This window comes from Rhodococcus sp. NPDC003382 (assembly GCF_053589135.1).
The window spans coordinates 67,812-81,337 of record NZ_JBSFRH010000013.1 but is presented as its reverse complement, the minus strand read 5'-3'; the positions used below and the strand labels follow the sequence as shown (position 1 = coordinate 81,337).

The 13,526-nt window shown below is 69.8% G+C and carries 12 protein-coding genes; 4 read left to right on the top strand and 8 right to left on the bottom strand.

Annotation, left to right across the window (positions count from 1 at the left end; all coding sequences use genetic code 11):
- Positions 1-49 precede the first annotated feature (49 nt).
- From sodC to ACWDUD_RS11600, 3 genes are all read left to right on the top strand, one after another.
- Entirely contained in the window at positions 50-682 is a 633-nt protein-coding gene (gene sodC, locus ACWDUD_RS11610) for a superoxide dismutase[Cu-Zn] (RefSeq protein WP_450109399.1), read from the top strand.
- Between the two features lie 93 nt (positions 683-775).
- Positions 776-1,897, top strand: a complete 1,122-nt coding sequence (locus tag ACWDUD_RS11605) for a glutamate--cysteine ligase (protein ID WP_450109398.1) — start codon at positions 776-778, stop codon at positions 1,895-1,897.
- Positions 1,898-1,946: 49 nt separating this feature from the next.
- A complete protein-coding gene (locus tag ACWDUD_RS11600; protein ID WP_450109397.1) occupies positions 1,947-3,284 on the top strand; it encodes a DUF5933 domain-containing protein in 1,338 nt (445 codons plus the stop codon).
- Here the strand turns inward: ACWDUD_RS11600 and mnhG are convergent.
- From mnhG to ACWDUD_RS11570, 6 genes are read right to left on the bottom strand one after another with little or no spacing between them, the layout of a single operon-like run.
- Positions 3,215-3,553, bottom strand: coding sequence for a monovalent cation/H(+) antiporter subunit G (gene mnhG, locus ACWDUD_RS11595; RefSeq protein WP_450109396.1), 339 nt, complete (start codon positions 3,551-3,553; stop codon positions 3,215-3,217). The two genes, ACWDUD_RS11600 and mnhG, sit on opposite strands and share 70 nt — an antisense overlap.
- Positions 3,550-3,810: a monovalent cation/H+ antiporter complex subunit F gene (locus ACWDUD_RS11590; protein WP_197250281.1), complete on the bottom strand. Its 261-nt coding sequence runs from the start codon at positions 3,808-3,810 to the stop codon at positions 3,550-3,552. Before ACWDUD_RS11590 ends, mnhG begins: the two co-directional genes overlap by 4 nt.
- Entirely contained in the window at positions 3,807-4,355 is a 549-nt protein-coding gene (locus tag ACWDUD_RS11585; RefSeq protein ID WP_450109438.1) for a Na+/H+ antiporter subunit E, read from the bottom strand. Before ACWDUD_RS11585 ends, ACWDUD_RS11590 begins: the two co-directional genes overlap by 4 nt.
- A 2-nt stretch (positions 4,356-4,357) precedes the next feature.
- Positions 4,358-5,944: a Na+/H+ antiporter subunit D gene (locus tag ACWDUD_RS11580; protein WP_450109395.1), complete on the bottom strand. Its 1,587-nt coding sequence runs from the start codon at positions 5,942-5,944 to the stop codon at positions 4,358-4,360.
- Positions 5,941-6,630: a Na(+)/H(+) antiporter subunit C gene (locus ACWDUD_RS11575; RefSeq protein ID WP_450109394.1), complete on the bottom strand. Its 690-nt coding sequence runs from the start codon at positions 6,628-6,630 to the stop codon at positions 5,941-5,943. Before ACWDUD_RS11575 ends, ACWDUD_RS11580 begins: the two co-directional genes overlap by 4 nt.
- Positions 6,627-9,464: a Na+/H+ antiporter subunit A gene (locus tag ACWDUD_RS11570; protein WP_450109393.1), complete on the bottom strand. Its 2,838-nt coding sequence runs from the start codon at positions 9,462-9,464 to the stop codon at positions 6,627-6,629. Before ACWDUD_RS11570 ends, ACWDUD_RS11575 begins: the two co-directional genes overlap by 4 nt.
- Before the next feature lie 236 nt (positions 9,465-9,700).
- Here ACWDUD_RS11570 and ACWDUD_RS11565 point away from each other — a divergent pair, with 236 nt between their 5' ends.
- Positions 9,701-10,120, top strand: coding sequence for an NUDIX hydrolase (locus tag ACWDUD_RS11565; RefSeq protein WP_248676603.1), 420 nt, complete (start codon positions 9,701-9,703; stop codon positions 10,118-10,120).
- A gap of 41 nt (positions 10,121-10,161) precedes the next feature.
- On the opposite strand, the gene ACWDUD_RS11560 is transcribed toward ACWDUD_RS11565, so the two are convergent.
- Positions 10,162-11,343, bottom strand: coding sequence for a hypothetical protein (locus ACWDUD_RS11560; protein ID WP_450109392.1), 1,182 nt, complete (start codon positions 11,341-11,343; stop codon positions 10,162-10,164).
- A complete protein-coding gene (locus ACWDUD_RS11555; RefSeq protein ID WP_450109391.1) occupies positions 11,343-13,523 on the bottom strand; it encodes an AAA family ATPase in 2,181 nt (726 codons plus the stop codon). Before ACWDUD_RS11555 ends, ACWDUD_RS11560 begins: the two co-directional genes overlap by 1 nt.
- Positions 13,524-13,526: the final 3 nt, after the last annotated feature.

Here is a 13,526-nt window from a genome sequence, read left to right as displayed (position 1 = left end):
GGCCCGGTTATGATCGAGTGACTTTCCGGCATTCCGAAGGAGCGGTTTGATGGCCTCGAGTTCCACCCGTCGCATGTCCTGGCGTGCGCTCGCCCCGATCGTCGCGATCGCCGCGGTGGGCCTGAGCGCCTGCACCAACAGCCAGGAAGCCTCCGACGTCGTCGGCACCACCCCGCCGGTGTGGACCGGTTCGCCGGCACCCGAAGCCGGTGCCCACGGCGAAACCCACGGAACCGCCACCAGTGGTGAGGCCGCCGCCGGGACCGAGACGCTGACCGCGACGCTGAAGACCCCCACCGGTGAGGACGCGGGCACCATCGAGTTCGCCGGCCACGGCGACGGTGTCGAGGTGACGCTCGAGCTCGAGGGTCTTCCCGCCGGCTACCGCGGTGTGCACGTGCACGCCATCGGCAAGTGCGAACCCAACTCCACCGCCCCGACCGGCGGCGAGCCCGGCAACTTCCTCTCCGCCGGTGGGCACCTGCAGGCGCCCGGCCACACCGCCGTTCCGGAGAGCGGCGACCTCGGCGCGTTCGTCGTCACCGAGGACGGCACCGCCGCGGCCACCGTCACCACCACGGCCTTCACGATCGAGGATCTCCAGGGTCCGGAGGGCACGTCCGTCGTCGTGCACGAGGAAACCGCAGGCGGCGCGCGCCTCGCGTGCGGCGTGATCGGCTGATCGGCCACCGCGTAACGGGATTCACAGCAAAACCCCTCACAGCGCCCCCGCGACCGGCTCTCGGTCGCGGGGGCGCTGTGGTTGGATTTGAGTGTGTCTGTCGAGTTTCCCGGTTCGCCGCGTCCCACGCTCGGTGTGGAATGGGAGATCGCGCTGGTCGACAAGTCGACGCGGGATCTGTCGAACACCGCTGCGGTCGTCTTCGACGCGGTCGAGTCCGAAGCCGGGCAGACTCCCCGGCTGACGAAGGAGTTCCTGCGCAACACCGTCGAGCTGGTGACGGACGTGCACGACACCGTCGCCGAGGCCGTCGACGATCTGTCCGAATCGCTCGATCTGCTCCGGACCGCCGCGGACCCGCTGGGGGTCGACCTGATGTGCGCGGGCACGCACCCGTTCGCCCAGTGGTCCGACCAGGTGGTGACCCGCTCGCCGGACTACGACGAGATGATCGACCGCACCCGCTGGTGGGGACGTCAGATGCTCATCTGGGGTGTGCACGTCCACGTCGGTATCTCGTCGGCGGAGAAGGTCGTCCCGATCCTCAACGCGATGCTCGTGAAGTATCCGCACCTGTTGGCGTTGTCCGCGTCGTCGCCGATCTGGGCCGGATTCGACACCGGATACGCGAGCAACCGGGCGCTCATGTTCCAGCAGTTGCCCACCGCGGGGCTGCCCTACCACTTCGCGAACTGGGCCCAGTACGAGTCGTTCATCGAGGACCAGCTCAAGTCCGGGGTCATCAGCAAGCCGGGCGGCATGCACTGGGACATCCGGCCCTCACCGAAGTGGGGGACCCTCGAGGTTCGCGTGTTCGACGGCATCACCAACCGCGCCGAGTTGGCCGCCCTGGTGGCGCTGGTGCACTCCCTCGTCGTGTACTTCGACGAATGCCTCGAACGCGGCGAGGAACTGCCGACGCTCCAGCCGTGGCACGTCAAGGAGAACAAGTGGCGGGCCGCACGGTACGGGCTCGAGGCCGAGGTGATCCTCGACCCGGTCTGCCACGAGCGACTCGTCACCGACGACCTGCACGATCTGCTCGAACAACTGACCCCGACCGCGGTGCGGCTGGGCTGCGCCGACGAATTGGCGCGCGTCGCCGACATTCCCGTCAAGGGCGCGTCCTACCAGCGGCAACGCCGTGTCGCGGAGGCCACCGGCGGCGACCTCTGTGCGGTCGTCGATCTGCTCGTGGACGAGCTGCGTCAGTGACGCAGACCGTGGTTCGGAGCACATTCGTCTCACCTTTACCATTCTCCGGGTGTCGATCACGGAAACCCCACCCGGCGAACGGAAACCGGGTCACCGCGCCCACTGGTTCGTGCCGTTCGCGCTCACCGGTGCAGTCGCCGGAATCCTGATCGCCGAGGTCGTGGCGCGGCAGGCCGGATTCCCCGGGCCGCTGCCGGGACTGGTCGGTGACGTGGTCGGAGTTCCGAAGTCCGCGTCGGTGCCGTGGGCGGGCCTGGTCCTGGCGATGGTGGGGCTGACCGTGCGCGATCGCCGGCGGGCCATCGGTGCCGCGGTCCTGATCGACGGGGCATTCCTCGCGGTACGAGTCCTGACGGACGGGCCGATCACCGTCGGCAACGGGCCGACGATCGTGCTCGCCCTGCTGGCGCTCTACGCGGCGGCCACGATGAGCGGTGAGACCCGGCGCGGTGCGCTGCGCGGGATCGGGCTCGGAGTGCTGCTGGTGCTGTCGGTGAAGATCGGGGACGCGTGGCTCGAACTCACCGTGCTCGCCGGCCCCGAGGTGCTCGACGAATACGTCCAGCTCGCCGATCATGCGCTGGGCAACCTGTCGTGGCTTGCCGGGCAGATCCTGAACGAGCTCGGTGGCGGCGCCTACGCGGTGCTGCACTGGGTGTACATCGAACTGCCCGTCGCCGCGATCGTCGTCGCCGTCTACCAGTTGCGGAACGTTGGGGGCGGCCGCCCGTGGCCGGCGCACCACCTCGTGCGCACGTTCCTGCTGATCGGCCTGATCGGGCCGCTGTGCTACGTGCTGTTTCCCGTGGTCGGACCGGTTTTCGCGTTCGGCGACAGCGGCAGCGGCTGGCAGGTCGCCGACGCCTGGCCGACGTGGGCACCGCTGAACATGCTGCCCGCGCCGATCCCGTTCGACGACGAAACGCCCCGCAACTGCATGCCCAGCCTGCACACCGCGTGGGCGACGGCGCTGTTTCTGCATTCCCGCAGCGGCCCGAGATGGTTGCGGTGGATGGGCGCGGCCTGGCTGGCGTGCACCCTCGCCGCGACCCTCGGCTTCGGCTACCACTACGGCGTCGACCTGGTCACCGGGGCGGTGCTGTGCCTGACCCTCGAATCGGCGCTCCGCGACCCGGACCGCGGGTGGGGATCGTTCCGGATCCGGCTCGTCGCCGGCGGTACGTTGCTCATCGTCGCGCAACTCGCCGCCTACCGGTACCTGCCCGACGTCATGGCCGCGCACGCACTGATCGCCGGGCCGTTGCTGCTCGCCTCACTCGTAGCGATGATCGTCGCCTTCCGTGCGACGTTCCCCGCTCAGGACTCGTTCGGCCAGATCCCGTCGTCGGAATCGATCAGTCCGTCGCGGCCCAGCTGCTCGCGATAGGCGACCCGGCCGACGCGATGCGCGATGACCGGCGCGGTGAGCACCATGAACATGCCGGCCAGTGCCAGCATCCAGATGTCGATGTTGCCGCGCAGGATCAGCATCGCGCCGCCCAGCACGAACAACAACCCGATCACCTGCGGCTTCGTCGCCGGGTGCATGCGGGAGAGGGTGTCGCGGAAGCGGAGGATGCCGATCGCGGCGGTCAGTGAGATGACCGAACCGATGAGGATCAGGATGTGGGCGACGAGCTCGAGAGCTGTGTTCATCGGTCGTCACGCACCCGGAAGCGGGCGACCGAGACCGAACCGAGGAACCCGACCAGCGCGAGCGCCACGATCGCCGGTGCGATCGTCGTGTCCCGGGTGTACACGGCCCACAGGGCCAGTCCGCACATCGCGATGGCGAGGATCGCGTCCACCGCCACCAGGCGGTCCAGGGACGTCGGGCCGGCCAGCACCCGAAGGGTGGTCAGCAGTGCGGAGATCAGCAGCAGAACCCCGCTGACGGTCAATATCGTCGTCATGACGTTCCCTCCCAGGAACTCTTCCATGCGCTGGGCTGCCAGTCGACGTCCCGCTCGAACGTGTGGATGAGCAGCCGCTCGATGCGCCGCGCCGACCGGTAGAAGTCGGCGACCGCCTTGTCGGTACTCACGTCCAGAACGTGCACGTACATGATCCGGCGGGCCTGATCGATCTCGAGGACCATGGTGCCGGGAATGTTGTTCATGATGTCCGTCCACAGCGTGAGCACCAGGTCGGACTTGATGGTCAGCCGGCAGCGCAGCACCCCCGTCACCGGGGGAGGGGACGGCCGGATCGCGAGCCACGCGACCGCGATCGTCGACCGGATCGATTCGACGAAGATCACCGCCGCGAGGTAGGCGGCCGATCCCAGGTGCACGCGGCCTTCGACGGGCACCCGCGGCAGCGGCAGTACCACCGAGACGACGACCGCGATGGCGGCGCCGCCGACCACGTTCGCCACGCTGAAGTTGCCCCACAGCAGCACCCAGACGAGCGTCATCCAGCCCAGCACGAACAGGCGCAGGACGTTCGATCGTTTCATCGTCATCGCGGGCCTCCCAGTACGGCCTCGATGTACACGGAGCGGTCCATCAGGTTTGCGGCGGCCCGTTCGCTGATGTCGAGCAGTGGTCCGGCGAACACCGTCAGCGCCAACCCGACCGCGACCAGGCCGGCGGTCGGGACGAGCATCGCGAGCGGCATCCTGCCGACGTCGGCGCGTTCGTCGAACGCGATGTCCTCGGAGGATTCGTCGATCAGCGCCGACGGCGCGACATCGGCGAGGTCCCCTTCGGGGGCGTCGGCGCGGGCCCGCCAGAACGCCTTCGACCAGACGCGGGCGATGACGTACAGCGTCAGCAGGCTGGTGACGGTGCCGCCCGCCACCAGCAGCCACGCCAGCGCCGACCCGTCCTCGGCGCCGGCCTGCAGCAACGCGATCTTGCCGATGAACCCGGAGAACGGGGGGATGCCGCCGAGATTCAGGCCCGGTATCAGGAACAGGACGGCCAGCAGGGGGCTGGCCAGGGCCAGGCCACCGAGCCGTCGCAGCGACGCCGAACCGGCCTGCCGCTCGATCAGTCCGACCACGAGGAACAGGGTGGTCTGCACGAGGATGTGGTGCGCCACGTAGTACACGGCGCCGGTCATGCCCATCTCCGTCGACAGCCCCACGCCGAAGATCATGTATCCGATGTGGCTGACGAGCGTGAACGACAGCAGACGCTTGATGTCGTTCTGTGCGATGGCACCGAGGATGCCGATGAGCATCGTCAGCAGACCCGCGATCAGCAGCACGTTGTCGAGTTCACCGCCGGGGAACAGCAGCGTGTGGGCGCGGATGATGGCGTACACACCGACCTTCGTGAGCAGGCCCGCGAACACGGCGGTGACGGGGGCGGGCGCGGTCGGGTAGGAGTCCGGCAGCCACGCCGACAGCGGGAACACCGCGGCCTTGATACCGAACGCGACGAGCAGCACCCCGAAGATCGCGGCGCGGGTACCGGACGGCACGTCGTCGAGTCGCAGGGCCATGTGCGCCAGGTTCAGGGTGCCTGTCGCGGCGTACGCGAAGGCCATGCCGACCAGGAAGATCAGCGACGACACCATCGACACCATGACGTACGAGACGCCGGCACGAACACGGTCCGCGCTCGCCCCCAGCGTCAGCAGCACGAACGAGGCGGCGAGCAGCACCTCGAAACCGACGAAGAGGTTGAACAGGTCGCCGGCGAGGAACGCGATGTTCACGCCCGCCGTCAGCGCGAGGTAGGTGGGCAGGAAGATCGACACCGGTTGTTGTTCGTTGCCGTCGTGGATGCCCTGACCGACGGCGAACAGCATGACAGCCAGCAGCACGATGCCGGAGACCACCAGCATCAACGCTGCCAGGCGGTCCACCACCAGCGAGATTCCCATCGGTGCTTCCCAGCCGCCGATCTGGAGCACCGCGATGCCGTCGCGGTCGGCGAGGTACAGCAGCAGTCCGGTCACGAGCAGCGACGCGGTCAGCGCCGTGACGGTCACGTACCGCTGTGCGCGGGGCCGGCGGCCGAGGATCAGGGTGGCCGCGGCGGCGAGCAGCGGGATGAGGACGGGCAGTGGGATCAATGCGGCCGCGGACAACGTCATCGGCGGACTCCCTTCCCGGGATCGGCATCGCCGGAGCCCTCGCCGTGCGCCGAGACACCGCCGTGCGCCGAGACACCGCCGTGCGCCGAGACACCGCCGTGCGTCGCTTCGCCGGCGTATGCCGACTGGTCCGAATACGCCGAGTCGGTCGGGTCGTCGAAGTCGCCGTCGTGCAGGTCCTCGTAGGCTTCGAGGTCCTCGATGTTGGTGAGTGCCTCGAGGGGGATCGGATTTCCCTGGGCGTCGAAGGCGTCGCCACTCTTGCTGGGTTCGCCGGTGAGCGGGTCGTCGGACCGGTCGCGGAACGGCGCGTCCGCGGGGGTGCGGCGCTGCGACACCATGGTGTCCTCGGGGTCGTTCTCGACTTCGTCGCGTGCCCGGATCGTGTACGACCGGTACGTCAGGGCCAGCACGAACGCCGCGACGCCCATCGTGATGACGATCGCGGTGAGGATCATCGCCTGCGCCAGCGGGTCGGCCATGCTCTCGTGCAGGTCGTTGTTGTTGCCGACGATCGGTGCGCTGCCGGCGGGGCCGCCGAGCGTCAGGATCAGCAGGTTGATGCCGTTGCCGACCAGCAGCAGGCCGAGCAGCATCTTGATGATGCTGCGTTCGAGCAGCATGTAGACGCCGCTGGCCGTGAGTATGCCGACCGCCGCGAGGAGAGCCAGATTCGCGCTGTTCATCGGGGACCTCCGATCGTCTCGGCGTCGAGGCGTGCGCCGAGGCTGCGCAGCACGTCGAGGATCAGGCCCACCACGATGAGATACACGCCGAGGTCGAAGAACATCGCGGTGACCAACTTGATGTGTCCGAGCAGCGGCAACGTCACCTCGATCGTCGCGGAGGACAGGGCGGGCGCGCCCAGGAACAGTGACGCGAGTGCGGTACCCGCCGAGAACGTCAGGCCCAGACCCAGGATCTTGCCGGCGTCCACGGGTACGGCTTCTCCGAGTTCGTACCGTCCACCGGCGAGGTACCGAAGCACCAGGGCCAGGCCGGCGACCAGGCCGCCCGCGAAGCCGCCGCCGGGGGCGTTGTGCCCGGAGAAGAAGAAGTAGACCGACAGCATCATCATCGTCGGGAACACCAGCCGAGTGGTCACCTCCAGGATCAGCGAGCGATGCCGTGGATCGATGAAGTCGCCGCCGAGCAGCCACGTCGTCTCGGTGCTCGCGTTCGCGGCGTCGACCTGGGCCGCCGGTGCGTCGGCGACGCGCGGGGCGGTCCCGAACCGGCGGGTGCGGAACACCAGGCTCGCGACACCGGTTGCGGCGACCAGCAGCACCGAGATCTCACCCATCGTGTCCCAGGCGCGGATGTCGACGAGCAGCACGTTGACGACGTTCTTGCCGTTGCCGATGTTGTAGGCCGCATCCGGAAGCAGCAGCGAGACCGGTTCGGTACTGCGGGCTGCGACGGCGTACGCGCCGATCGCGGTGACGGCCACACCGACGGCGATGCCGAGGAGCGCCCGGGGCAGGCGTTTGCCGACGTCCGCGCCCGGATCGGATTCGGCGGGGAGTTTGCGGAGCACGAGCACGAACACCACGAGGGTCACGGTCTCCACCAGGAACTGGGTGAGCGCGAGATCCGGGGCACCCTGCAGCGCGAACAGAACGCCGAGGCCGTATCCGGTCATGCCGACCACCAGGACACCGGCGAGGCGGTTGCGCAGCACGGTCGCGGCCAGGGCACCGGCCGCGATGATCAGCACCACCGGCACCTGCCACGGGGTGTCCCACAGGCGGGTGCTCGGGGCAGAGTCGAGTCCGAACAGCAGCAGCAGGGACGAGGGCAGGACCACGAGAGTGACGAGGATCGTCGCTTGCGTCAACGGCAGCGAACCGCGCTGGGTGACACCGGTGAGTCGCATCGACAGGGTGTCCATGCCGCGCAGCGTCGCGTCGTAGATGCGGTCGGCGTTGCCGAGCGGTGGATGCTCGAACCGCAGCCGCGAGATTGTGCGCTGAGCCAGGTACATCGCGACACCGCCGACGACGACGATGCCGGTCAGACCCAGCGGCAGATTGAGTCCGTGCCACAGGGCCAGGTGATACGGGTAGGCGAGGCTCGCCGGAAGGGTGTCGGCGTACGGGCTGAGCAGCGAGTCGATCCACGGCGCGGCGAGTCCGCCGGCCAGACCTCCGACCGCCAGCACGGACGGCGCCGACAGCAGCAGCGGGCCCGGGGCGTGGAACCTCTGGACGGCGGGGCTCGGACGCTTGAGTTGCTTCCGGCCGAACGCGCCCCAGATGAACCGGATGCTGTAGGCCAGCGTCAGGATCGAGCCGACCACCATCGTGGTGGTCGTCGCGATCCGCGCCCACTGCGGCAACACGTCCGCGACCAGCACCGATTCGAATGCGGTTTCCTTGCCGACGAAGCCGAGGAACGGCGGTAGTCCGGCCATGCTCATCGCGGCGAGGATCGCCACGATCGCCAGGAACGGGGTCCGCTTGCCCAGATGCGCAAGCTTGCGAATGTCGCGGGTGCCGGTCGAATGGTCGATGATCCCGACCACCATGAACAGGCACGCCTTGAACATCGCGTGGGCGACGACCATCGTCATGCCGGCCAGCGCGGCCTCGCGGGTACCGACCCCGACGAGCATCGTGAGGAACCCGAGCTGGCTGACGGTGCCGAAAGCGAGGATAAGCTTCAGGTCGAACGCGCGGAACGCACGCCACCCGGCCAGCAACATCGACGCCAGCCCCAGCGTGATGACGATCGGTCGCCACGGCGCCGCATCGGCGAACGCCGGCGCGAGACGCGCGACGAGGTAGATACCGGCTTTGACCATTGCCGCGGCGTGCAGATAGCCGGACACCGGTGTCGGTGCGGCCATCGCTCCGGGCAGCCAGAAGTGCAGCGGGACGACCGCGGACTTCGACAGCGCACCGATGAGAACCAGCACCAGACCGACCCCGGCGAGCCAGCCGTGCGGGGCGGCCTCGATCACCGCGGACAGGTTGTAGCTGCCGGCCAGCTGCCCGAGGATGATGATGCCGACGAGCATCGCGAGACCACCCGCGGTCGTCACCAGCAGGGCCTGCGTCGCTGCGCGCCGGCTCGACGCGCGTTCCGCGTAGTGCCCGACGAGCAGGAACGACAGGACCGTGGTCAGTTCCCAGAAGGTGTAGAGGACCAGCATGTTGTCGCTGGTGACGAGCCCGAACATGGCGCCGGCGAAGGCCACCATTTCGGCGGCGAAGATCCCGAGGCGGGGTTCGTCGTCGGTGAAGTAGCGGGCGCAGTACAGCAGGATCAGCGCGCCGATACCCAGGACCAACACCGACATGATCGAGGCGAGCGCGTCGAACCGCATGTCGATGTTCATCGACACCGTCGTGGCCCAGGTGATGTGCAGGGTTTGTTCGGTCCCCCAGTTCGCGATCACCCAGCCGAGACCGGCGAGCGGAACCAGGGACAACGGTATGAAGGCGTTTCTCCCCATGACTCTGACCAGGGGCGGCGCAAGTAGTGCGGCCACCGCGTGGGCGAAGAGTATGGCGAGCAAAAGGCACTCCGTCGGGGTCGGGCCTGGCGGCGTGTAACCGGAAATGCGAGTGTGCGCGGAAGCACACGGTCGCATTGTGCGCGCGGCATACCGCCGAAACTAGGGACGCCCCGAACCGCATGCCGTTCGCCAAAAGGGCAAATCGGATTGGTTCACATCCTAACGGGAAACTTCGCATCGTTGCGAACCGGAGGGTCCGCCCGCCACTCACGGCGGTGGTCCGTAGGGTGCCGGGCATGCCTGCCGCATCCGACCGTCCCCTCATCCGCACGGCCGCACTCGCTCTCGTCCGCGACCGCCGGTTGTTGCAGACCCGATCGGCCGGGGCGACGGTGTTCTACATGGCGGGCGGCAAGCTGGAACCCGGCGAGAACGCCGAGCAGGCGCTGCACCGGGAGATCCGGGAGGAGCTCGGCGTCGGACTGCGCGACGTCACCGAGGTCGGGGTCTTCGAGACCGTCGCGTACGGCCATCCGGCCGGCACCCGACTGCACATGACGTGCTTCCGCGCCGATCCGATCGGCGATCCGTATCCGGCCGGGGAGATCGCCGAGCTCGGCTGGTTCACCGTCGCCGAATACGCCGCCCAGCCGGAGGTCGCGCCGGGTTCGATGCTCGTGTTCGAGCACCTGCACTCGCTCGGCCTCGTGGACTGAGGCCAGTGGGCTGCCCCTGGATGCAGCTCACCCGATGCAGCTCACCGCACCTGCCACGCGCACACCGCCCCGGTCACCACCAGAGCGCCGACGATCAGCTTCGGATCCGCCGGGATCGACCACACCGCTCCGACGACGGGGAGTGCCGCGAACGGCAACGACAACCCGAGTGCGGCGACGGGCGCCGACCCCGGCAGCGCCGACCCGAGCGCAAGGCCCGTGCCCGCCGCGATCAGCGCCACCCGCACCAGCAGGGGCCAGCCGTCGGCGGCGAGATCCGGCCACAGCGCCGCGACCGCGGTCGTCACGAGCGCGACCGCCAGACCCAGCTCGGGCCGCGGCATGTGCGGTGCCGCGCGCAGCCCGAGGACAACCGCGACGATCGCGACCGCCGGAGCCCATCCCGACACGTCCGGCCCGCCGAGCGCGACGACGAGCGGGTAGGCGGTGACGATCGCGCCCGTGACCGCCATCGGGAAGGCACCGTCGCCGGGCGGCAGGAACCGTGCCGCGACCTCGGCGCCGATGACCAGGAGTAGCAGCGCGCCCCCGGTGAACAGCCACATCCGCACGGTCGACGACGCAGCCTCGGCGTCGACCCGGTCGGCGAGCAGGCGGTATCCGACGGACAGAGCCAGCGCCGCACCGACCGCGACCGTCCACATCCGTGGATCGGCCCGCTGCACCCGCATGCCGGGCTGCGCGACGAGCGCCGCGGCCACGACCGTGACCAGCGCGATCGCGAGCAGCCACTGCGGCACCGTCCAGTGCAGTGACTCGAACGGTCGCCCGTTCCCGGCCGCTGCCGCCGCGAGAAACGCGGACCAGCCACCGGCGACGACCGCCCATTGCCCGCCGACGCGCCCCCAGGTCGCGGCGACCGCCGCGCCGAGCAGGATGCCCGCGGTCGCCGCGACCACGATCTGCAGTGCGGATCGGGTGTCCGCGGCGGCGTCGGACGGTGCGATGTAGCGAATGGAGCCCAGCACCAGCACGCAGCCGGTGGCGATCGCCCACCCGGTGCGCCGCGACCCCGAATGCTGCAGACCCGCCACCGCGACCACCGCGAGTACCGCCGCGACGATCGGGGTGCTGTCGTGGTGGACGGGCGCGACCGTCACGGCACCGTCGACGATCAGGACGACCCCGGCGAGAGCCGTGGCGCACAGGCCTGCCAGTGCCGCGAGCGGGGCGTCGACGCGGGCCGCGGTGAGCGTGGCCATCAGCGGTTCTCCGCGTACGCGCGCAGGTGCTCGACCTGCGCGGGATCCAGCGACGGCCGCACCGCGGTACGCGCGGTCGCGACATCCTCGGCGGTGACGACCGCAGCGTCGACGTTTCTGCGCATCGCGGCGAGCGCGGCCTCCCGCAGCAGTGCCGCGCAGTCCGCCGCCGAGTAACCGTCCAGGTCCTCGGCGAGCGCCTCGAGATCGACGTCGTCGGCGAGCGGGACGGACTTGCCCGCCGTCTTCAGGATGTCGACGCGGGCCTCGGCGTCCGGCGGCGGCACGAACACGAGGCGTTCCAGCCGACCGGGCCGCAGCAGCGCCGGATCGATGAGATCGGGTCGGTTCGTCGCACCGAGCACCACGACGTCACGCAGCGGTTCGACGCCGTCGAGTTCGGTGAGCAGGGCCGCGACCACCCGATCGCCCACCCCCGAATCCGAACTCTGACCGCGCCGGGGGGCGAGCGCGTCGACCTCGTCGAGGAAGATCAGCGACGGCGCCGAATCGCGGGCCCGGGCGAACAGTTCACGCACAGCCTTCTCGGAGGCACCGACCCACTTGTCCATCAGTTCGGCGCCCTTGACCGCGTGCACGCTCAGATGTCCGGTGCTCGCCAGCGCACGGACCAGGAACGTCTTGCCGCAGCCCGGCGGCCCGTACAGCAGCACGCCGCGCGGCGGATCGACGCCGAGCCGCGCGAACGAATCGGGATGCTGCAGCGGCCACAGCACGGCTTCGGTCAGGGCCTGCTTGGTCTCGACCATGTCGCCGACGTCGTCCAGGGTCACGCTGCCGATCGCGAGTTCCTCGGTACCCGAGCGGGAGAGGGGACGGATCACCTCGAGCGCGCCGAGCAGGTCGTCGTGCAGCAGCACCGGATCCGCGTCGTCGCGGCTCGCCCGGGACGCCGCCCGCAGCGCCGCCTCCCGGCAGAGTGCGGCGAGGTCGGCGGCGACGAACCCGGGGGCGCGCGCGGCGATCGCGTCGAGCTTGAGCCCCTCGGACGGCACGGTGCGCAGCAGCACTTCGAGCAGCGCCCGGCGGGTCGCGCCGTCGGGCAGCGGCAGGTTGAGTTCGCGGTCGCAGATCTCGGGGGAACGCAGCCGCGAATCGACCGCGTCGGGGTGGGCGGTCGTCGTGATCAGCGCGACGCCGGGAGTGTCGACGACACGGCGCAGCACGTCGAGGATCAGCGTCGACACCGGTTCCGCGGGGTCGGGGAGCAACGTGTCGATGTCGGTGATCAGCAGAACGCCGCCGCCGGCCACGGCGTCGGCGGCGGCACTCACGCGACGGAGCCGTTCGTCGGCGGCGAGCGCACCGATCCCGGGGCCGTCGACCTCCACGACCTTCCGGTCGGCCAGGACCGCGCGGGCCAGCGTGGCCTTGCCGACTCCGGCGGGACCGGTGACGAGCACTCCCAGGTGCGGGGACGCACCGAGGGTGCGCAGCAGCTCGGGTTCGTCGAGGGCCAGTTTCAGCCATTCGGTGAGCCGCGCGACCTGGGCCTGCACACCGACCAGGTCTTCCGGCGGCGGTGCGGCAGCGCGTTCCGGTTCGGTGAATCCTGTGTCGGTACCCGCGAGCGCGGGTGCGCTCGGCGCGGCTGTCCGGGGGTGACCGCCCCACGTCACCGCGGTGTTCGGTTGCACGCTGACCGGTCCGGCCGGGTCCACGGCGGCCACCGTCAGCAGTTCCGAGGTCCAGGCGACGCCGAACGTGCGCGACAGGGTGCGTGTGGTGTCGGCGCTGCTCGTCCCGGGACCGAGGTCGCGGGGAAGCAGTGATACGGCGTCACCGACGGTGACGACCTTCCCGAGCAGCGCCTGGCGCAGCGTCGTGTCGCTGATGGAGTGGGTGGCCAGCGACGACCCCGTGACGGACACGGACCGGGCGCCGTACACGGTGGCGGGTGCGACGACGACGGTGGCGTTCTCCCGCAGGCCCGTGTTCGACAGGGTGACGTCGTCGAGCAGGATCGTGCCGGTGGGGGTGCCGGCGGGGGCCAGTCCGGCGACGGCCGCGGTCCGGCGGGAGCCGACCAGTGCGATCGCATCCCATTCGCGCAGGCCGAGCGCGGTCAGCGCTTCCGGGTGCAGGCGGACGACGCCGCGGCGTGCATCCGCCGCGGAGGTGTTGAGCCGGACGGTCAGCGCGAGTTCAGCGGTGGTCACCCG

What these genes read in the sequence shown, in the direction of transcription:
- ACWDUD_RS11580 (WP_450109395.1), bottom strand. Translation starts at nt 5,944, where the DNA reads ATGACGTTGTCCGCGGCCGCATTGATCCCACTGCCCGTCCTCATCCCG.
- ACWDUD_RS11575 (WP_450109394.1), bottom strand. Translation starts at nt 6,630, where the DNA reads ATGAACAGCGCGAATCTGGCTCTCCTCGCGGCGGTCGGCATACTCACG.
- ACWDUD_RS11560 (WP_450109392.1), bottom strand. Translation starts at nt 11,343, where the DNA reads ATGGCCACGCTCACCGCGGCCCGCGTCGACGCCCCGCTCGCGGCACTG.
- ACWDUD_RS11590 (WP_197250281.1), bottom strand. Translation starts at nt 3,810, where the DNA reads ATGACGACGATATTGACCGTCAGCGGGGTTCTGCTGCTGATCTCCGCA.
- mnhG (WP_450109396.1), bottom strand. Translation starts at nt 3,553, where the DNA reads ATGAACACAGCTCTCGAGCTCGTCGCCCACATCCTGATCCTCATCGGT.
- sodC (WP_450109399.1), top strand. Translation starts at nt 50, where the DNA reads ATGGCCTCGAGTTCCACCCGTCGCATGTCCTGGCGTGCGCTCGCCCCG.
- ACWDUD_RS11585 (WP_450109438.1), bottom strand. Translation starts at nt 4,355, where the DNA reads ATGAAACGATCGAACGTCCTGCGCCTGTTCGTGCTGGGCTGGATGACG.
- ACWDUD_RS11565 (WP_248676603.1), top strand. Translation starts at nt 9,701, where the DNA reads ATGCCTGCCGCATCCGACCGTCCCCTCATCCGCACGGCCGCACTCGCT.